This window comes from Flavobacterium koreense (assembly GCF_054776075.1).
In genome coordinates this window covers 43133-63614 of record NZ_BAAHCF010000013.1, presented here as the reverse complement: position 1 = coordinate 63614, position 20482 = coordinate 43133, and the positions used below count along the sequence as shown (strand labels likewise).

Annotated in this window: 22 protein-coding genes; 4 read left to right on the top strand and 18 right to left on the bottom strand. The window is 33.0% G+C overall.

Going from position 1 to position 20482, the window contains the following annotated elements; all coding sequences use genetic code 11:
* Positions 1-6 precede the first annotated feature (6 nt).
* From rpsS to rpsL, 9 genes are all read right to left on the bottom strand, one after another.
* Positions 7-285: a 30S ribosomal protein S19 gene (gene rpsS / locus ACYU7A_RS07750; protein WP_007136562.1), complete on the bottom strand. Its 279-nt coding sequence runs from the start codon at positions 283-285 to the stop codon at positions 7-9.
* A 10-nt stretch (positions 286-295) separates the two neighbouring features.
* Positions 296-1120, bottom strand: a complete 825-nt coding sequence (gene rplB, locus ACYU7A_RS07745; protein ID WP_344816878.1) for a 50S ribosomal protein L2 — start codon at positions 1118-1120, stop codon at positions 296-298.
* 9 nt (positions 1121-1129) lie between these two features.
* Complete coding sequence (rplW, locus tag ACYU7A_RS07740; protein WP_290835169.1) at positions 1130-1420, bottom strand: 50S ribosomal protein L23; 291 nt, start codon at positions 1418-1420, stop codon at positions 1130-1132.
* Positions 1421-1426: 6 nt separating this feature from the next.
* On the bottom strand, positions 1427-2056 hold the full coding sequence (gene rplD, locus ACYU7A_RS07735) for a 50S ribosomal protein L4 (RefSeq protein WP_396146367.1): 630 nt from the start codon (positions 2054-2056) through the stop codon (positions 1427-1429).
* Positions 2056-2673 carry a 50S ribosomal protein L3 gene (rplC, locus tag ACYU7A_RS07730; protein ID WP_344816879.1) on the bottom strand — a complete coding sequence of 206 codons (618 nt, stop codon included), beginning with the start codon at positions 2671-2673 and terminating at the stop codon, positions 2056-2058. Before rplC ends, rplD begins: the two co-directional genes overlap by 1 nt.
* 166 nt (positions 2674-2839) lie before the next feature.
* A complete protein-coding gene (rpsJ, locus tag ACYU7A_RS07725) occupies positions 2840-3145 on the bottom strand; it encodes a 30S ribosomal protein S10 (protein ID WP_274782155.1) in 306 nt (101 codons plus the stop codon).
* 11 nt (positions 3146-3156) lie between these two features.
* The gene (gene fusA / locus ACYU7A_RS07720) at positions 3157-5313 is read right to left on the bottom strand and encodes an elongation factor G (RefSeq protein ID WP_396146346.1); all 2157 of its coding nucleotides are present in this window, start codon (positions 5311-5313) and stop codon (positions 3157-3159) included.
* A gap of 11 nt (positions 5314-5324) precedes the next feature.
* On the bottom strand, positions 5325-5801 hold the full coding sequence (gene rpsG / locus ACYU7A_RS07715; RefSeq protein WP_344816880.1) for a 30S ribosomal protein S7: 477 nt from the start codon (positions 5799-5801) through the stop codon (positions 5325-5327).
* A 25-nt stretch (positions 5802-5826) separates the two neighbouring features.
* Positions 5827-6210, bottom strand: a complete 384-nt coding sequence (rpsL, locus tag ACYU7A_RS07710) for a 30S ribosomal protein S12 (RefSeq protein WP_007136570.1) — start codon at positions 6208-6210, stop codon at positions 5827-5829.
* A gap of 332 nt (positions 6211-6542) precedes the next feature.
* Between rpsL and ACYU7A_RS07705 the strand changes: the two genes are divergently transcribed.
* Positions 6543-8207 carry a BamA/TamA family outer membrane protein gene (locus tag ACYU7A_RS07705; protein ID WP_460575504.1) on the top strand — a complete coding sequence of 555 codons (1665 nt, stop codon included), beginning with the start codon at positions 6543-6545 and terminating at the stop codon, positions 8205-8207.
* Positions 8208-8294: 87 nt separating this feature from the next.
* Positions 8295-9029: a 23S rRNA (guanosine(2251)-2'-O)-methyltransferase RlmB gene (gene rlmB, locus ACYU7A_RS07700; protein ID WP_344816882.1), complete on the top strand. Its 735-nt coding sequence runs from the start codon at positions 8295-8297 to the stop codon at positions 9027-9029.
* A 115-nt stretch (positions 9030-9144) separates the two neighbouring features.
* On the opposite strand, the gene ACYU7A_RS07695 is transcribed toward rlmB, so the two are convergent.
* The gene (locus ACYU7A_RS07695; protein ID WP_460575502.1) at positions 9145-9927 is read right to left on the bottom strand and encodes a rhomboid family intramembrane serine protease; all 783 of its coding nucleotides are present in this window, start codon (positions 9925-9927) and stop codon (positions 9145-9147) included.
* 141 nt (positions 9928-10068) lie between these two features.
* On the opposite strand from ACYU7A_RS07695, the gene ACYU7A_RS07690 reads away from it, so the two are divergent.
* Positions 10069-11346, top strand: a complete 1278-nt coding sequence (locus tag ACYU7A_RS07690; RefSeq protein ID WP_460575500.1) for a replication-associated recombination protein A — start codon at positions 10069-10071, stop codon at positions 11344-11346.
* A 27-nt stretch (positions 11347-11373) separates the two neighbouring features.
* Here ACYU7A_RS07690 and ACYU7A_RS07685 read toward each other — a convergent pair whose 3' ends face one another.
* Genes ACYU7A_RS07685 through radC form a run of 3 tightly spaced genes read right to left on the bottom strand, consistent with a single transcriptional unit; the run spans position 11374 to position 13549 of the window.
* A complete protein-coding gene (locus ACYU7A_RS07685; RefSeq protein WP_460575498.1) occupies positions 11374-12132 on the bottom strand; it encodes a hypothetical protein in 759 nt (252 codons plus the stop codon).
* The gene (locus tag ACYU7A_RS07680; protein ID WP_460575496.1) at positions 12132-12815 is read right to left on the bottom strand and encodes a YjjG family noncanonical pyrimidine nucleotidase; all 684 of its coding nucleotides are present in this window, start codon (positions 12813-12815) and stop codon (positions 12132-12134) included. The genes ACYU7A_RS07685 and ACYU7A_RS07680 overlap by 1 nt, the downstream gene beginning before the upstream one ends.
* A gap of 50 nt (positions 12816-12865) precedes the next feature.
* Entirely contained in the window at positions 12866-13549 is a 684-nt protein-coding gene (gene radC, locus ACYU7A_RS07675; RefSeq protein WP_460575494.1) for a RadC family protein, read from the bottom strand.
* 95 nt (positions 13550-13644) lie between these two features.
* Between radC and ACYU7A_RS07670 the strand changes: the two genes are divergently transcribed.
* Positions 13645-14274, top strand: coding sequence for a DUF1287 domain-containing protein (locus ACYU7A_RS07670; RefSeq protein WP_460575492.1), 630 nt, complete (start codon positions 13645-13647; stop codon positions 14272-14274).
* Here ACYU7A_RS07670 and ACYU7A_RS07665 read toward each other — a convergent pair whose 3' ends face one another.
* The 5 genes from ACYU7A_RS07665 to obgE all read right to left on the bottom strand — a co-directional run bounded on the left by ACYU7A_RS07665 (position 14275) and on the right by obgE (position 20379).
* Entirely contained in the window at positions 14275-14490 is a 216-nt protein-coding gene (locus ACYU7A_RS07665) for a hypothetical protein (RefSeq protein ID WP_460575491.1), read from the bottom strand. It abuts the gene before it with no gap.
* Positions 14491-14529: 39 nt separating this feature from the next.
* On the bottom strand, positions 14530-15885 hold the full coding sequence (locus ACYU7A_RS07660; protein ID WP_460575490.1) for a UDP-N-acetylmuramate--L-alanine ligase: 1356 nt from the start codon (positions 15883-15885) through the stop codon (positions 14530-14532).
* Between the two features lie 69 nt (positions 15886-15954).
* A complete protein-coding gene (locus tag ACYU7A_RS07655; protein ID WP_460575488.1) occupies positions 15955-16644 on the bottom strand; it encodes a tetratricopeptide repeat protein in 690 nt (229 codons plus the stop codon).
* A 309-nt stretch (positions 16645-16953) separates the two neighbouring features.
* Positions 16954-19104, bottom strand: coding sequence for a S46 family peptidase (locus tag ACYU7A_RS07650; RefSeq protein ID WP_460575487.1), 2151 nt, complete (start codon positions 19102-19104; stop codon positions 16954-16956).
* Positions 19105-19344: 240 nt separating this feature from the next.
* The gene (gene obgE, locus ACYU7A_RS07645) at positions 19345-20379 is read right to left on the bottom strand and encodes a GTPase ObgE (RefSeq protein ID WP_345090847.1); all 1035 of its coding nucleotides are present in this window, start codon (positions 20377-20379) and stop codon (positions 19345-19347) included.
* Positions 20380-20482: the final 103 nt, after the last annotated feature.

Here is a 20482-nt window from a genome sequence, read left to right as displayed (position 1 = left end):
TGCTTCTTATTTTTTACCTTTATTTTTTGCTCCAGCATGACCTCTAAATGATCTTGTTGGTGAAAACTCTCCTAATTTGTGACCTACCATGTTCTCAGTTACATAAACTGGAACAAATTGACGACCATTGTGTACTGCGATAGTTTGTCCTACGAAATCTGGTGTAATCATTGAAGCTCTAGACCATGTCTTAACAACTCCTTTGTTTCCTCCAGCAATATTTTCTTGAACTTTTTTATCTAATTTGTAGTGTACAAAAGGTCCTTTTTTTAATGAACGTGCCATGTCTATCTAATTATTTCTTTCTGCGTTCAACAATATACTTATTACTCGGGTTAACTTTAGAACGAGTTCTATAACCTTTAGCAGGAAGACCTTTTCTAGAACGTGGGTGACCTCCAGATGAACGTCCTTCACCACCACCCATTGGGTGATCGACAGGGTTCATAGCTACCGGTCTTGTTCTTGGTCTTCTTCCTAACCATCTTGTTCTACCTGCTTTACCAGATACAATTAATTGATGATCAGAATTAGATACTGCTCCAATAGTAGCTGAACAAGTTAACAAGATTAATCTTGTTTCACCTGATGGCATTTTAATTGTAGCGTATTTACCATCTCTTGCCATTAATTGAGCAAAAGTACCTGCACTTCTAGCGATTGTAGCACCTTGACCAGGACGTAATTCAATACATGAAATTACTGTTCCTAGAGGAATTTTACTTAATGGTAAAGTATTTCCAATTTCAGGAGCTGCACCTTCACCAGATACAACAGTTTGTCCTACTTGTAAACCGTTTTGAGCAACGATATACGTTTTCTCTCCATCAGCATACCATAATAATGCGATAAAAGCAGTTCTGTTTGGATCATACTCAATTGATTTCACTGTAGCTGGAATTCCAACTTTAGTTCTTTTGAAATCAATGATACGATATCTTTGTTTGTGACCACCGCCTGTATAACGCATGGTCATTTTTCCTTGACTATTTCTACCTCCTGAGTTTTTTATCGGTGCGATCAAAGATCTCTCCGGCTTATCAGTTGTAATGGCGTCAAAACCATTAACAACTCTAAATCGCTGACCCGGGGTAATAGGTTTTAATTTTCTTACTGACATCTTAATTTATTAGATATTGTTGTAAAAATCTATTGTTTCTCCTTCTTGTACTTGAACAATTGCTTTTTTGTAAGCATTTGACTTTCCACTTATCAAACCACTTTTAGTGTATTTAGTAGTTCTATCTGGTCTAACATTCATTGTATTAACACTAACAACTGACACTCCATAAGTAGCTTCAACAGCTTTCTTAATTTGTACTTTGTTAGCTTTTTTATCTACAACGAAACCAAAACGATTGAAAACCTCACCATCTTTGGTGATTTTTTCTGTAATAATAGGTTTAACTATGATACTCATGGCTTGTTATTTACTTAAATTTTCTTCAATTCCTTCTAAAGAACCCTCTAAAAGAACTAAATTATTAGCATTTAAAATAGCGTAAGTACTTAACTCAGAGTTAGTTACAACGCTAGATGCTTTTAAATTGCGTGACGACAAATATACATTTTTATTTGAATCACCCAACACTATTAGAGATTTTTTATTTTCTAACCCTAAGGCTTTCAAAACACTAATGAATTTTTTAGTATTTGGAGTTTCAAAATTAAAATCTTCTACTACGATTAAATTTGATTCTTTAGCTTTCAAAGAGAAGGCAGATTTTCTTGCCAATCTTTTCAAACTTTTATTCAATTTAAAAGAATAACTTCTTGGTCTAGGTCCGAAGATAGTTCCTCCTCCTTTAAAAACTGGAGATTTTTTACTACCTGCACGAGCTGTACCAGTACCTTTTTGCTTTTTAATCTTACGAGTAGAACCTGCAACTTCAGCTCTTTCTTTAGCTTTGTGCGTTCCTTGTCTTTGATTAGCAAGATATTGCTTTACATCAAGATATACTGCGTGATTATTTGGCTCAATTGCGAAAACTGAATCAGAAAGTTGAACTTTTCTTCCAGTTTCTTTTCCGTTGATGTCTAATACTTTTACTTCCATTACTTCTGAATGATTACATAAGAGTTTTTGCATCCAGGAATAGCTCCTTTAACAACAAGTAGATTCTTTTCAGCAACTACTTTCAAAACTCTAAGATTTTGTACTTTTACATTTTCACCACCCATTCTTCCAGCCATACGCATTCCTTTGAATACACGTGATGGATAAGAAGATGCTCCTACAGAACCTGGCGCTCTTAAACGGTTATGTTGACCATGTGTAGCTTGTCCAACACCACCAAAACCGTGACGTTTTACAACACCTTGAAAACCTTTACCTTTAGAAACACCCTGTACATCAACAAATTCTCCTTCGCTGAATACCTCAACAGTGACATTGTCACCTAATTTAAACTCACCTTCAAACCCTTGGAATTCAACGACTTTCTTTTTAGCAGAAGTACCAGCTTTTTTAAAGTGACCTAAGTCAGCTTTAGTAGCATGTTTTTCTGTTTTGTCATCGAAACCAAGTTGAAGAGCTTCATACCCGTCAACCTCATTGGTTCTGACTTGGGTAACGACACAAGGTCCAGCTTCGATTACTGTACAAGGAATGTTCTTCCCGTTTTCATCGAAAATGCTAGTCATGCCGATTTTTCTTCCAATTAACCCAGACATATTAAACAATTTATTAATTAATTAATTTTGAGAACGATACATACCGCCTCTTTTGAGGGTGCAAATATACAACTAATATTGCAACCACCAAATATTATTTTAAAGTTTAAAAAAACCGCTAAGTAAGTGCTACTTTAGCGGTTTTATTTTTCAAATCTTACTCAGATTAAACTTTAATTTCTACTTCAACACCACTTGGTAACTCTAATTTCATTAGAGCATCAATAGTTTTTGAAGATGAAGAGTAAATATCTAATAATCTTTTGTATGACATTACTTCAAACTGCTCTCTCGATTTTTTATTAACGTGAGGAGAACGTAATACAGTAAATATTTTTTTGTGAGTTGGTAACGGAATTGGACCTGTTACAACAGCACCTGTGCTTTTCACAGTTTTTACGATTTTCTCAGCTGATTTATCAACCAACATGTGATCGTAAGATTTTAATTTTATTCTAATTTTTTGACTCATCTTGTTAAAAATTAAGCGTTACCTTTTGCTTTTTTGATAACTTCTTCTGAAATATTAGAAGGAGTTTGTTCATAATGTGAAAATTCCATTGTAGAAGTTGCTCTACCTGAAGATAATGTTCTTAATGTTGTAACATATCCAAACATTTCTGATAAAGGCACATTAGCTTTGATAGTTTTAGCTCCATTTCTGTCACCCATATCATTTACTTGACCTCTACGACGGTTAATATCACCAACGATATCCCCCATGTTTTCTTCTGGAGTAATTACTTCCATTTTCATAATTGGCTCAAGGATAACAGCACCTGCAGCTTTTGCTACCTCTTTGTATCCCATTTTAGCTGCTAATTCAAAAGAAAGCGCATCAGAATCTACTGGGTGGAAAGATCCATCCAATAAGGTTACTTTTAAACTATCTACTTGATATCCAGCTAATGGACCAGTTTTCATTGCTTCTCTAAAACCTTTCTCTACAGAAGGAATATATTCTTTAGGAACGTTTCCACCTTTAACTTCGTTAACGAATTGTAACCCTACAGGCACTTTTCCATCAACTTCATCTGCAGGCTCAAGTCTAAATACGATATCTCCGAATTTACCACGACCTCCAGATTGTTTTTTATAAGTCTCTCTGTGTTGAGCAGATTTTGTGAAAGCTTCTTTGTATTCTACTTGAGGTTCACCTTGGTTAACTTCAACTTTGAATTCACGTTTCATACGATCTACAAGAATGTCTAAGTGCAACTCACCCATACCTGAAATAATCGTTTGACCTGAAGCTTCATCAGTTCTTACTGTAAATGTTGGATCTTCCTCAGCTAATTTAGCTAAAGCCATACCCATTTTATCAACGTCTGCTTTAGTTTTTGGTTCAATAGCGATACCAATTACCGGCGCAGGGAATTTCATTGACTCAAGAATAATTGGGTGTTTTTCATCACACATTGTATCTCCAGTCTTGATATCTTTAAATCCAACTGCTGCACCAATATCTCCAGCCTCGATGTAATCGATTGGGTTTTGTTTGTTAGCATGCATTTGGTAGATACGAGAAATTCTTTCTTTGTTTCCAGAACGAGTGTTTAAGATATAAGAACCTGCATCTAAACGACCTGAATAAGCACGGAAGAAAGCTAAACGACCAACGTAAGGGTCAGTAGCAATTTTAAATGCAAGAGCAGCGAACGGCTCTTTTACATCAGGACGACGTAAGATTTTAGTTTGATCTTCTTCTAATAAATCAGCATCATCAGGGTGAATACCTTGAATACCTTCTTTATCTAAAGGAGATGGTAAATATTTACAAACAGCATCTAACATGAACTGAACTCCTTTGTTTTTGAAAGAAGAACCTGCAATCATAGGAATGATAGCCATGTCCATAGTAGCTGCACGTAAAGCATTATTTATTTCTTCTTCTGTGATAGAATCAGGATCTTCCATATATTTATCAAGCAGATTTTCATCATAATCAGCAACCGCTTCAATAAGTATATCTCTATACTCCTTAACTTCAGCAACCATATCAGCTGGTATATCAATTATATCAAAAGTTGCACCTTGAGTTGCATCATGCCATACAATTGCTTGATTTTTTACTAAATCAACTACACCTCTAAAATCATTCTCTTCACCAATTGGTAAAGTGATTGCAACTGCATTTGATTTTAGCATATCTCTTACTTGTTGACAAACTGCCAAAAAGTTAGATCCTTGACGGTCCATTTTATTAACAAATCCCATACGTGGAACTCTATATTGATCAGCAAGTCTCCAGTTAGTTTCTGATTGTGGCTCAACACCATCAACAGCAGAAAACAAGAAAACTAAACCATCAAGTACACGTAAAGAACGGTTTACCTCTACAGTAAAGTCAACGTGTCCAGGAGTATCAATAATATTGAAGTGATAAGGTTGTGATTCTGGTAATACTTTTCCTTGTTCTGTTGGAAAATTCCACTCACAAGTTGTAGCAGCAGAAGTAATTGTAATACCTCTTTCTTGCTCTTGTGCCATCCAGTCCATTGTTGCAGCACCATCGTGCACCTCACCAATTTTATGCGATTTACCAGTGTAAAATAATATACGCTCAGTTGTTGTTGTTTTACCAGCATCAATGTGAGCTGCAATACCAATATTTCTCGTGAATTTTAAATCTCTAGCCATTTCTGTATGTATTAAAATCTAAAGTGTGAGAATGCTTTGTTTGCTTCAGCCATTTTGTGAGTATCCATTCTCTTTTTAACAGCAGCACCTTCTTCTTTAGCAGCAGCTAAAATTTCAGAAGCTAGTTTTTGAGCCATAGATTTCTCATTTCTTCTACGAGCATAAAGAAGCATCCACTTCATTGCCATAGAAATTTTTCTATCTGGTCTGATTTGCATTGGAATTTGAAATGTAGCTCCACCAACTCTACGACTACGTACTTCTACGTGAGGCATAACGTTAGTTAAAGCATCTTTCCATACTTCTAATGCTGATTTTTCATCATTGTTTTTCTTTGCTTCTACGATGTCAATTGCATCATAAAATACTTTAAAAGCTGTAGATTTTTTACCATCCCACATTAAGTTGTTTACAAAACGTGTTACCAATTGGTCATTAAACCTTGGATCTGGTAAAAGAGGTCTTTTCTTTGCTGCTCTTTTTCTCATGTCTTTTCTTTTTGAGTTTTAAAAATTACTTTTTCGCCTCTTTTGGACGTTTTGCACCATACTTAGATCTACGTTGCGTTCTTCCTGCTACACCTGAGGTATCAAGCGCACCACGAACGATGTGGTATCTAACTCCTGGTAAATCTTTTACTCTTCCGCCTCTCACTAATACTATCGAGTGCTCTTGTAAATTGTGTCCTTCACCTGGGATGTAAGCATTCACTTCATTTCCATTAGTCAAACGTACACGCGCTACTTTACGCATTGCAGAGTTTGGTTTTTTTGGAGTTGTAGTGTAAACACGCGTACAAACACCTCTTCTTTGAGGACAAGAATCTAAAGCAACCGATTTACTCTTCTTAGTGATCTGAGTTCTTCCTGTTCTTACTAATTGTTGAATAGTTGGCATAATTAAATACTAAAAATTACTTGTTTATAAAATTCCCGCTTTTTACGGGGTTGCAAATGTAGTAATTATTTTTAATAAAAAAAATCATAATTCATTAATTTTCAATAACATTTCTTAACGACGGAAAAAAATATATTAAACTCTAAAATTTTACGTTATTTTTACAACGATAACAAATAGTAAAATAACTAGCTCTATAGCCCTGATGCAAGGGAAAATCCTTTTTTTGTAAAAAAAGATTTGGAAAGGCAGCAGGAATAAGGATTGCTGATAAAGCTCAACCCATTCGCTCCTCCTTCGACAAGCTCAGGATGACAAAACAAAAAAATATTTTGAAACAACTAATTTTAATTTTCACACTTCTGTTTTCCCTAAATAGCTTTGGGCAAAATGTGCATTTGAAGATTATTGGTGAAAATGACAAGCAAACTAAAATTATCGATTCTGTAGGTTATTCTAAATCTTTTAGTAATGCCAAAGGTGTTGTTGATGAAACAAAATTATTTTCGGAAAAGTTGTTGAAGGTTGGTTTTTTAGAACAAGAAATTATTGAAAGTAAAAAGGAAAATGACAGCACTTTTTTATACCAATATAATATAGGTGAAAAAACTAATTTTATACATATATATATAGGTAAAGATTATGCCGTTAAAAATTGGGGTATTTATGAAGTTAAAAATGATACTTTGAAATTGCCTTTTAGTGAAAGTGAAGCTTTTTTGAATGCTACATTGAAACAATTGGAATCAAAAGGCTTTTCTATGGCAAAAGTAAAATTACTAAACATTAAAAATAAAAAAGGTGTTGTTACTGCCGAATTGAATGTAAAAACGGAACAAAAGCGTCAACTGAATGATATTGTTATTAATGGTTATGACAAATTTCCGGAAGGTCATAAGAAAAATCTGAAACGACTTTATAAAAAAAGAGTTTTCAATCAACAGAATTTGGAAAAACTTTATAAAGACATTGAACAATATCGATTTGTAAAGCAAACTAAATATCCTGAGATTTTATTTACCAAAGATTCTACCAAAGTTTATGTTTATTTGGAAAAAGCAAAAGCAAATAATTTTGATGGTTTTATTGGATTTTCTAATGATGAGAATTCTAAAGTCATTTTTAATGGTTATTTGGATTTGACTTTGAATAACATTTTAAATTCAGGTGAAAAAATAGCTTTATATTGGAAAAGCAATGGAGAAGATCAAAAAACGTTTAATCTAGGTTTGGAACTTCCTTATATTTTTAAAAGTCCGATTGGTTTGAAAGCGCAATTAAACATTTTCAAACAAGATAGTACCTTTCAAAATACTCAAACTTCTATCGACTTAGGTTATTATTTTAATTACAATACTAGATTGTATTTAGGTTATCAATCGGCTGAATCTAGCGACATTAATAATGTAAATACCTCTACTATTAGTGACTTTGAAAACCAATTTATCACATCTACTTTTGAGTTTGTAGATTTCAAACAAGATGATTTTCTGTTTCCGGAAAAAAGTAATTATAGTGTAAAAATTGGAACAGGAAAACGCGAGTCTAAATTTCAAAGTAATTCGCAGTTTTTTGGAAGTTTGAATTTGAAACACAATTTGTATCTCAACAATAAAAATGTGGTCAATTTAAAAACTCAGAATTTCTATTTGCAAAGTGATGATTTTATTATTAATGAGTTGCATCGTTTTGGCGGTATCAATTCGATTCGAGGTTTTAATGAGAATAGTTTGCAAGGCAACATCTTCTCCTCTATTTTGACTGAATATCGCTATATTCTTTCGCCAAATATTTATGTTTATTCTATAATAGATTACGGTTATTTTCAAGACAAGACCACTAATTCTAATGGCAATCTTCTTGGACTAGGTTTCGGATTTGGATTATTGACAAAAAACGGACTTTTCAATTTGATTTACGCCAACGGAAGCACCAACGAACAAGCCATAAAACTTTCTAATTCTATTGTTCATATTAGTTTGAAGGCAACCTTTTAAATAATTAAAAATTATGAATTATGAATTATGATGTTTTTATCAATTTTTAATTCTTAATTTTTAATTCCTAATAACTACCTTTGCGCCATGGAAAAAGAAAACCAAATCTTCGGAATTAGAGCAATTATAGAAGCTATAAATGCAGGAAAAGAAATCGATAAAGTATTCGTTCAAAGCGATGCCCAAAGTGAATTGATGCAGGAATTGATGAAAGCTATGAAAAAAAATAGCATCAATTTCTCTTATGTTCCTGTTGAAAAATTAAACCGATTAACTCCAAATAATCACCAAGGTGCGGTGGCAACCATTGCTCCTATTTCGTTTGTAAAGCTAGAAACTTTGGTTGACAGCGTTGTAGAAAGCGGAAAAATGCCATTATTTTTAATCCTTGACCAATTGAGCGATGCTAGAAATTTTGGTGCTATAATTAGAACTGCCGAATGTACTGGTGTTGACGGAATTATTGTTCAAAAAACGGGTTCTGCACCGGTGAATGGCGATACTGTAAAAACTTCAGCTGGAGCGGTTTTTAATGTGCCAATTTGCAAAGTAGATCACATTAAAGACGCGATTTTCTATCTTCAAGGAAGCGGCATCAAAACTGTTGCTGCAACAGAAAAAACAGAAGATAGTATTTATGATATTTCATTAAACGAACCGGTTGCCATCATCATGGGAAGCGAAGACAGAGGAATAAATCCATCAGTTTTGAAAATTGTTGATGCCAAAGGAAAACTACCTATGTTCGGAACTATTGGTTCGCTAAATGTTTCTGTGGCTTGTGGAGCATTTTTGTATGAGACAGTTCGTCAACGACAATAATAATTTTATTAGAAGCGAATGGCTTGGGCTTTATTTGTAAACCATTTTCCCGCTATACATTACAATCTCGTCCCAAAAGACGAGATTTTCATTACTATCGGGGCTAAAAAGCAAACTATTCGTCTACTTGATCTTCTTCCTTATTTTCCTTAAAAACATAAACATATTTCAAAGGTTCAGCTAAAATTTCTTCATACTCAACCATTAGTTCTTCAGGTTTTGGTGGATTTACAAAGTTGCCGTTTTCATCAAATCGTTTCATGAAAGCATCTTCTTGCGGATTGAAATCAGGCTTTTCCCATTCGTATTGTATATCTTTTACGTAATCGGGTGTTTTGAATTTTACTGCAAAAACAAATCCTGTAAGCAAACCAGCTAAATGTCCTTCCCACGAAATTTTGTGGTCTACATCGGGAAAAACATACCAAATCATTCCGCCATATAAAACTACTACAGCAAGTGATAACGCCATCAATCGATAATATTGCGTCATCATTCCTTTAAAGAAAACGAAGGAAACCAAAACATAAATTAATCCGCTGGCACCGATATGATAGGATTCGCGACCAATAATCCATGTGATTATTCCTGAAAATAGTATTCCGTAAACCAAAACTTTTAGAGAAACTTCTCTGTAAAAATAAATCAAAGCTGTTGTCAAAATAAAAAGCGGCAACGAATTATTAGCAATATGACTCAAATCACCATGCAAAAACGGGCTAAAAATAACACCTTGTAATCCTGAAAAAGTTCTTGGTAGAATTCCGTGATTGTTTAAATCTAGGTTGAACGAATTGTCTATGTAAAATACAAACCAAATTACAACCATTAAAAACGTTGGAACAATCCAAGTTGATGGTGAAAATTTAAAATGGTTTATTTCGTTGTTGTGTCTCATAGTGACAATTGATTTATCAAAAATACAACCAATAATTATTTAATGCTATTTTGTCAGAGGAATCGCATTTAGTTATGAAGTTTATGTGATTTCTCGTTTGTCGAAATGACAAAAAAGAGAAAAAATATGTAATTTTACCACATGGAAGCACCTTTAGCCGAACGCATTCGTCCGCAGAAATTAGAAGATTACATTAGTCAGTTGCACTTGGTTGGACCAAACGGTTCGCTGACGCAACAGATTGCTCGTGGCGTTATTCCGTCTATGATTTTTTGGGGTTCGCCTGGAACTGGAAAAACAACATTGGCGCAGATAATTGCTAAACAAAGTAATCGTCCGTTTTACGAATTGAGTGCTATAAATAGTGGTGTGAAAGACATTCGCGATGTGATTGAAAAAGCGAAACAAAGTGGCGGATTATTCACGGCAAAAAATCCAATTTTGTTTATTGATGAGATTCATCGTTTTAGTAAATCGCAGCAAGATTCACTTTTGGCTGCAGTTGAAAAAGGTTGGGTTACTTTGATTGGAGCGACAACTGAAAATCCGAGTTTTGAGGTTATTCCTGCGTTATTGTCACGTTGTCAGGTTTATGTCTTAAATCCGTTTTCTAAGGAAGATTTATTAGCACTTTTAGAACGAGCGATGAAATTGGACACTATAATTTCTTCCAAAAAAATAAAAATAAAGGAATCAGAAGCGTTGTTGCGACTTTCTGGTGGCGATGGACGCAAACTATTAAATATTTTTGAATTGGTTGTAAACGCAAGCCCAGAAGGTCAAATTTTGATCACCAATGAAAAAGTTTTGGAATTGGTACAACAAAATACAGTTCTTTATGACAAAACTGGCGAACAGCATTATGATATTGTTTCAGCTTTTATAAAATCAATTCGCGGAAGCGATCCAAATGGTACTGTTTATTGGTTAGCTCGAATGATTGAAGGTGGCGAAGATGTGAAATTCATTGCAAGAAGAATGTTGATTTTATCAAGTGAAGATATTGGAAATGCTAATCCGACTGCTTTTATTATGGCGAATAATACGTTTCAAGCCGTTTCCACAATTGGTTATCCTGAAAGCAGAATTATCTTAAGTCAATGCGCAGTTTATTTAGCAACTTCTCCAAAAAGCAATGCAAGTTATATGGCTATTGGCGAAGCTCAAGCCGTTGTAAAACAAACTGGAGATTTACCGGTTCCAATTCATTTACGAAATGCTCCAACTAAATTAATGAAGGAATTGGGCTATGGTGATGAATACCAATATTCACATAATTATGCCAATAATTTTAGTGAACAAGAATATTTACCTGATGCCATTAAAGAAACTAAATTCTACGATCCTGGAAATAATTCTAGAGAAAATGGAACAAGAGAATTTTTAAAAAATCGTTGGAAAGATAAGTATGGGTATTAGTCCTTAGTTTTTTAGACTTTTTACAAATTAAAACTTTACTTCCACTTTTTCAGAAACTAATTTATCATTTTGATAATATTCAAAAATCCATTCGTTGTTTCTTGAATAGAAAACGCCTTGAATGATTCCTTTTGTAGCGATATAAACATCTTTTGTTGAAGTATTGAAGATTTTATAAATCACTTTTGGTTCAGAGTCTATGATTTGAAAACCATTTGTGATTGGTTGAACAAATAAAGATGAATTATCAACTTTAGAAGTATAAACCTTGACATTCTCACTAGTTACAACAACCTTTTCTACATTTACTTTAACAGGAGCTGGAGCTGGTTCACCAATCATTCCTAAACTCTTTTGCGAAGGTTGATATTTGTGGTTTTTTAAAATACTAAAACTATCAAAAGCCATTCTCAAAGCTTGATTATAAGCAACTTTATATTCTTTATCTTTACTTGTTCCTTCTTCTGAAGTATATAAAATTGTTCCTCTACAGTCTTTTATAACAACTTTCACTCTTGTTGTGAAAAAATTATTATTAGGAATAACATCAACAAATACTTTATTACAATTATTTGCAATAAAATCATCTGGAGCAGTTTCATTACTTAAATAGGTTTCGAAACCATATTTTTCCATAAATAATTTAGTCAAAGCATTTAAGTTATACATGTTTTCTTCTTTCAAAAAGTTGAATTTTGAAGGCACCATTGCATACTTATAGTCATTCAAATTTTGACTAAATCCGATAGCAGAAACTAATAAAAATAAAAGATAATATTTTTTCATTACAGGTAATTTTTTAATTCTATTAAGTGATTCACTTGTTTTATATGAGAAGGAATTTCAATTTTACTTTCGTTAAAAAATATTGCATCAATCCCAAAATCTAATGCTCCTTTAACATCAGCATCTATACAATCGCCAATCATAATACTATTCTGTTTATTGGCATTTGCTTTTAATAAAGCATACTCAAATATCTTAGGATTCGGTTTTTTTACACCAGCCATTTCCGAATTGGTTACAGAAATAAAATAATCTGAAATTCCAGAATTATTTAATTTTTTATATTGAACTTCCGCAAAACCATTGGTTATTATATGCAACTTATACTTAAGATTGAGATAATCTAAAACTTCTTTTGCGCCATCAAATAACATGTTATTTTCTGGCAAATAGGTTATATAATCAACTGACATTTGATTAATATCTTCATCGGAAATTGAATAGTTTAGCGCATCAAACGAATCTTTTAATCTCTTGTATCGTAGTTCCTCATGAGAAATTTTATCAACTTGATACAATTTCCAACACGCTTGATTGATTGGCGCGTAGATTTCTACAAACGATTTTGTATCCACTTTTGGGTGATTTTCTTTAAATATTTTATCAAATGCCAATTCAGAATTTTTATCAAAATCCCAAAGTGTATGATCTAAATCAAAGAAAATATCGGTAATATGTTTCAATTTTAAATTTATTAATTGACTTGAAAAATTGCTAACTTTTGAATTTATAATTAGAAAATACCATTATCATTGAAACTATAATAACCATTTTCTGTAATAATAATATGATCCAATACAAAAATATCCATTTGTTGACCAGCTAATTTCAATTTTTTGGTCACTTCTTTGTCTGCATCACTTGCTAGCAATTTTCCAGATGGATGATTGTGTGTCAAAATTAACGAAGTTGCGTTATATTCCAATGCGGTTTTGAAAATTATTCTGCTGTCTACAACTGTTCCTGTAATGCCACCTTTTGATAGTTGTGATTTATGGATTACTTTATTGGAATTATTGAGATATAAAACCCAAAATTCTTCATGAGGTAATTCGCCAATTATGGGTTGCATAATTTCGAAAACGGCTTTGCTTGAGGTTATTTTTTTAAGCTCCTCTGCATCTTCGGTTCGTCTTCTTCTTCCTAATTCTAATGCTGCGGCGATAGTGATTGCTTTTGCTTCACCAATTCCTTTAAATTCGGTAAGTTTTTGGATTGATAATTTTCCGAGTTGATTTAAATTATTATCGACAGAAAATAAAATGCGTTGACAAAGTTGCACTGCGCTTTCATTTCTTGAGCCGGAACCAATTAAAATAGCAAGTAATTCGGAATCTGATAAGGAAGATTTTCCTTTTAGTAGAAATTTTTCTCTTGGGCGATCGTCTTCAGCCCATTGATTGATAGGTGTGTACATAATTATTTTGGCGTTTATAAAGCACAAAGAACTATATTTTTTTAAAGAGTTCAAAATAAAATGATTAGAATTTTCGTTTGAATAAGAAACAATTCATGAAACTAACTCTAATTCTTCTAGTGATTTTATTTTCTTTTGGATGCAAAAAAGCTGAAAAAAATAATTTGAAAACTGATAACATTTCAGTTGCTGCGATTGAAAATCCTTCTACTTTTGAAGAGAAGCTTTCAAATGCTGCAATTTCAATTATTGATGAAAATGTAGTTTACACTCCAAATTATGTTTCTTTAAAATATCCAAATGGAGATGTTCCACCCAAAACTGGAGTTTGCTCTGATGTTGTAATTCGGGCTTACCGAAAACTTGGAATTGATTTGCAAAAAGAAGTTCACGAAGATATGAAAGCCAACTTTTCGAAATATCCAACCAAATGGGGTTTGAAAAAAACAGATACTAATATTGATCATAGAAGAGTTCCGAATCTTGAAGTGTTTTTTGAACGAAAAGGCAAAAAATTAGAAGTTTCAAATAATCCAAACGATTATAAAACAGGCGAAATTGTAACTTGGATGATTAATGGAAAATTACCTCACATTGGAATTTTAACTCACAAAAAATCAATAGATGGAAACCCAATGATTGTCCACAATGTTGGTGGAGGACAAGTCGCAGAAGATTGCTTGTTTAGTTGGGAAATTGTTGGGCATTTTAAGTATGGAAAGTAATTACACTTCCTTTTTAGCAAAATAAGAATAAATTAAAAATACAATTACAGCTAAAATCCCTAAATAAAAAACAATTAAAATTAGAACGGAAATAAATGCAATAAATCTAGTTCCAATATAACTATCCGAATCAACAAATATTTTCCAATTCTTATTTAAAACACCTTTAGAATCCAAAACATAAAATAAATCTAAAATTGCGCTTAAAATCTCCATTATTTTCTTTTAGTTTCAAATAAAGAATATATTTTCAAATTACTTCAACAATCCTTTTACCTCATCAAAATTCAATCCACCATAATTTCCTGAACTCATTAATAACAATGCAGAATTATCAAAGTTTTGACTGAATAAGAAATTCTTAAAATCGGCTGGATTGGTATAAATTATTAAATCTTCTCTTTGAAATGATTGTGCAATTTGATCGTAAGTTACTTCTTCTAGTTGCTTGATTTTTACAGCATCTGGCGAATAGAAAACTACGGCAACATCTGCTGCGTCTAGTGCGCCTTGATATTCTTTTAAGAATTCGGCATTTAAACTACTGTAAGTATGCAATTCTAAACAGGCAATCAAAGTTCTATCTGGATATTGATTCTTAACCGCTTTTGTAGTTGCTGAAACTTTACTTGGTGAATGAGCAAAATCTTTGTAAGCTACTTTTCCTTTTCCTTCAGCAATTTTTTCTAGACGTTTACTTGCTCCTTTAAAACTGGCAATGGCTTCGTAGAAATCGGCTTCATCAACACCCATATTTTGGCAAATCCATTTGGCGCCAGCAAGATTATTTAAATTGTGTGCTCCAAAAACTTCAATTGGCATTGAGCCTTCTGGCGTATCAAGCAAAGTAGTTCCATCTTCAACTGTGTAACTTGGCGTTTGATATGCAATTTTTCTGATTGGGTTTTCAGAATTTTCGGCTACTTTTTTAACGGTTTCGTCTTCTTCATTGTAAACAAGAATTCCACCTTTTGTAATTTGATTTACAAATATTTCAAATTGCTCTACATAATTTTCAAATGTTGGAAACACATTAATATGATCCCAAGCGATTCCGGAAAGCAAAGCAATATTAGGTTGATACAAATGAAATTTTGGTCGTCTATCAATTGGTGAAGACAAGTATTCATCACCTTCAAGGACAATAAAATCGTTGCTTTCTGTTAGATGCACCATGGTGTCAAATCCTTCCAACTGTGCTCCAACCATATAATCAACTTCGATATTATGATAATGCATTACGTGCAAAATCATTGAAGTTATGGTCGTTTTTCCATGTGAACCACCAATTACTACTCGAGTTTTATTTTTGGATTGCTCGTATAAAAATTCAGGATAAGAATAGATTTTCAATCCTAATTCTTTTGCTTTTAGCAACTCTGGATTGTCTGCTTTGGCGTGCATTCCTAAAATGATAGCCTCAATATCTTGAGTAATTTTTTCTGGAAACCAACCCATTTCAATAGGCAACAAACCTTTTTTTTCTAAACGTGATTTTGATGGCTCAAAAATCGCGTCGTCGCTTCCTGTAACTTGGTATCCTTTATTGTGTAATGCTAGTGCTAAATTGTGCATGGCTGCACCGCCAATGGCTATGAAATGTGTACGCATTTGAAATTCCAATTATTAAAATTCCAAATCCCAAACCTATAATTATTGGAATTTGGAATTTGAGTTTTGTTATTTTTTTTCGAATTGTTCTTTTAACTTTGTTGCTTTCGCCTTGTCTTTAATTTTATTCAAATATAAATTATATAATTTTTGAAAAGTGGTTTTTGAGTTGCCAATTTCGTGTGCTTTTATATAATTTGCTTCTGCTTTTTTATAACGATTGAAATATTCGTCGATGTAACCTTTGGAAAGGTAGCCATCTACTTTAGAAAGTTCCATTAATTCGTTAGAATATTTTACAGCTTTAGTCTCACTTCCACCAACAATTCCTGGCAATTCTATGTAAAGCATTACCAATGCCCAACGTGAATCTATATGTTTTACATCTAATTTTGCAGCTGTAAGAAAGGCATTTTCTACATCATCAATCATTCCTAAAGCTTTGAATTTATTGACTGATTTTGCTTTCATTCCTAAAGCTCCACCATATTTATACCAATAATTGGCTGTTTTAGGAAACTGAGTTTTTAAAACTTTATATTGTTTGATAGCTTCGTCCCATTTTTTTTGATGTCCTGCAATATCGCCAAGATATTCAACTGTTTTGTAGTGATTTGGATTGGATTTTAAATAGCTTTCAAAAAGAGTTTTGGCTTGATCGTACTTTTCTTGTTTGTAGAGTTTTTCTGCTTTTTCAAAATCAGTTTCTGCCATCATATTGAAGGAAATTAGAAGAAATAAAAAAGGTAGAAATTTCATGGGTTGTTATTATTTTTCAAAAATAAGAAAAGTTATGTATTAAAGATGAAAGTGTTTTAAAGAACTTAACATTTGTTCGATACAATTGCTACCTAGCCATGATTACCTCACTTGACTTTTATTTTATATAAGTGTTCGGTGAATGCTCCGCATTTGAAGCAACTGCCATGCAGTGCAAAAAGCAGGAAAGCTTCGGGACAAAAATTCCCGAGCCATTCGCTAATAAAAAAACTCCGAACTAATTTCTTAATTCGGAGTTATTATTTTACGATTATCTCGTAATTCGTATTTTGTACTTCGTACTTTTATTTATCTTACCAAAGTCATTTCGTCAACGATGTGTTTTGCACCTGAGAAATTTTCAATAACCCATAGAACATAACGAATATCTACGTTGATTGTTCTTTGTAATTTGTTATCAAAGATTACGTCACCAGCCATTGCTTCTATGTTTCCGTCGAAAGCTAGTCCGATTAATTCTCCTTTTCCATTAAGAACTGGCGAACCTGAGTTTCCTCCTGTGATATCATTATCAGTTAAGAAATTCACGTGAAGCGAACCATCTTTATCTGCATAACGTCCGAAATCTTTGTTTTTGTTCATTTCTAAAACACGCGCTGGTAAATCAAATTCTTGATCTCCTTTTTTGTATTTTTTTACTTGACCTGCAAGTGTTGTGTAGTTATTTACAACTGCATCATTTCTTTTGTCTGCTGGAAGTGAACGAACTTTTCCATAAGTTAAACGCAACGTTGAGTTAGCATCTGGATATTTAATAGCTCCAATTTTAGATTCTCTTAAACCTTCTACCAATAAACGGAATGAAGAGGCAAAATCATTTTGAGCTTTAGTTACTTCATCCGATTTTTTTCCGAAATGTGCAACCATATCATTTGACAAAGCATATAATGGATCGTTTGTTAGCATAGCTTCACTTGGTAAATCTAAGAATGCTTTAACTCTATCTACTGATGTAAAAATACTTAAATCAAATGCAGCGTTTACATATTTTGTAAAATCATTATTGTTTGCATCACCAATTTGTTTTACCATAGGAGCAATTGCATAACCTGTTGATTTAGTTGCATATGTTTTTAATTGAGCCGCAAGAATGTCTTTCTCTGCTGGAATGTGTAATTCTTTAAACATTTCTGTAGCCATCTCAGTGATTTGAGGTGCCATTGTAGCACGTTTTGCAGCATCAGCTTTCACATACAAATCTAATTGTCTTCCTAAACTTCTTCCAATAGTTCCGAAAGAAGATGTTCTGAATAATTGTTGTAAGTAGTTATCGTGACGAGATTTCTCGTTTGTTAAAGCATAAAAATTATTTAAGTTAGCAATTACGTTTCCGTATTTAGCTTTATTTGCTGGTTTGTTAGCCCATTTATTAAATTTAGCTTCTTGAGCTGCTTTAGATTTTGCAGTACCAAATTTGGTTAAAGCATCAATCATTCCTTGACGGTTTTTCCAGTAATTAGCAGTTGAAGCATATTTAGAAGCATACACTAAGTTCAAAGCATCACTTTGATTCATATATTTTTTCATTCCGTCCATACCTGTTTTTGCACCTTCAACCCAAGCAGGATATGCAAATTTTACATTTTGCTCAATTCCACCGGCTGGCATCCAACGGTTAGTTCTTCCAGGATATCCAAGAATCATTGCAAAGTCATTTTCTTTAACACCACTTAAATTAACTGGTAAGTAATGTTTTGGTTTTAAAGGAACATTGTTTTCAGAATATTCTGCTGGAGAACCATCAGCGTTTGCATAAACTCTAAACATTGAGAAATCTGCAGTATGACGTGGCCATTCCCAGTTGTCAGTATCACCGCCAAATTTTCCTAAACTTTCTGGAGGAGTTCCAACTAAACGAACGTCTTTATAATCTTGGTAAACAAAATAATAGTATTCATTTCCTTGAAAAAATGGACGAACAGAAACTGTATATTTTCCACCTTCGTTATTTTCTTTTTCAATTTTAGCAATTTCAGCATTGATAGCTTTTTCTCTATCTGCTTCGCTCATACTTGAGTTTACTACTGCTAAAATTCTTTTTGTACAATCGTCCATACGAACAAAGAAACGAACGTATAAGCTTGATGGTTTCATTTCAGATTTTCTATCTGCAGCCCAATAACCATCTTTTAAATAATTTTTTTCTGCTGATGATAATTCTGCAATAGCATCATAACCACAGTGGTGATTTGTTAAAACTAAACCATCTTTAGAGATGATTTCTGCTGTACAACCTCCGTTGAATTGTACAATAGCATCTTTCAAACTATGATTGTTGATGCTGTAGATTTCTTCGGCTGTCAATTGCAAGCCCATTTTTTGCATATCGCGGTGATTTAAACGTTCGATGAACATTAAAAACCACATTCCTTCGTCAGCTTTAACACTTGTTGGAACAAGCATAATGGCAGCAATTAAGGATAATAAAATTTTCTTCATAATTGAAAATATAAAAGGTTAATTGTTTGTTCGCTAATAGTCTATTTAAAATGCAATTTGTTACACTTTGAATTGAATATTGCAAAATTTTAGTGTTGCGAAATTACGATTTTTTGAGGATTATTTAAATTTTATGGTCGAAAACCTGAATTAATAAGTTAATTTTAACTTTACTTTAGGAAATCAAAACACAAAAAAAAGCCTCGAAAATTTCGAAGCTTTACTTTATTTAGAAATATCTTACAAACCGTGGCTGTTCTCAGGCTTTTCATCTTCTACATTTAGCATTTCCCAAAGTTTGTCTTTTAATTCTGTCAAACCTTGTTGAGCAACAGATGAAATGAACATATAAGGAATTCCGAGTTTGGATTTATCTAGATGTTGTTTCATTTCTGCTTTTAATTCATCATCGAGCATATCGCATTTTGAGATTACTAAAAGTCTATCTTTATCCAACATTTCTGGATTGTAACGACGTAATTCGTCTAATAGAATTTCGTATTCTTTTTTAATATCATCCGCATCGGCTGGAACCAAGAATAACAGCGTTGAATTTCTTTCGATATGACGCAAGAAATAATGTCCTAATCCTTTTCCTTCAGCTGCACCTTCAATGATTCCTGGAATATCTGCTATAACAAACGATTGAAATTCTCTGTAAGCAACAATTCCTAAATTAGGTTTTAATGTTGTAAATGGATAATCTGCAATTTTTGGTTTAGCTGAAGTTAAAACTGAAAGTAAAGTTGATTTTCCTGCATTAGGAAATCCTACTAAACCAACATCAGCAAGCACCTTTAATTCTAGAATAACATCCAATTCTGTTGAAGGCATTCCGGGTTGTGAATATCTTGGCGTTTGGTTGGTTGAACTTCTAAAATGCCAGTTTCCTAAACCTCCTTTTCCTCCTTGAGCTAGAATTCGTTCTTCGCCGTGTTCTGTGATTTCAAAAAGAATTTCTCCTGTTTCGATATCTTTTACAACAGTTCCTAATGGTACTTCTACATATTTATCTTCACCATCGTGACCAGTACTTCTAGAGCTTCCTCCATCGCCACCGTGACCACCACGCATGTGTTTAACAAATTTCAAATGGAATAATGTCCAAAGATTTTTATTTCCTTTTATGTAAACGTGTCCACCACGACCTCCATCACCACCATCTGGACCGCCTTTTTCAATAAATTTTTCTCTATGTAAATGCGTTGATCCTTTACCTCCTTTTCCGGAAGTAACATATATTTTTACGTAATCTACAAAATTTCCTTCTGTCATTTTATTAGTATTCAGTGTTCAGTGTTTAGTATTCAGTGATTTAGATTTTCTAAAACAATACTTTCACATAGCACTATTTATTTTTCAATGAACAAATTAAAGT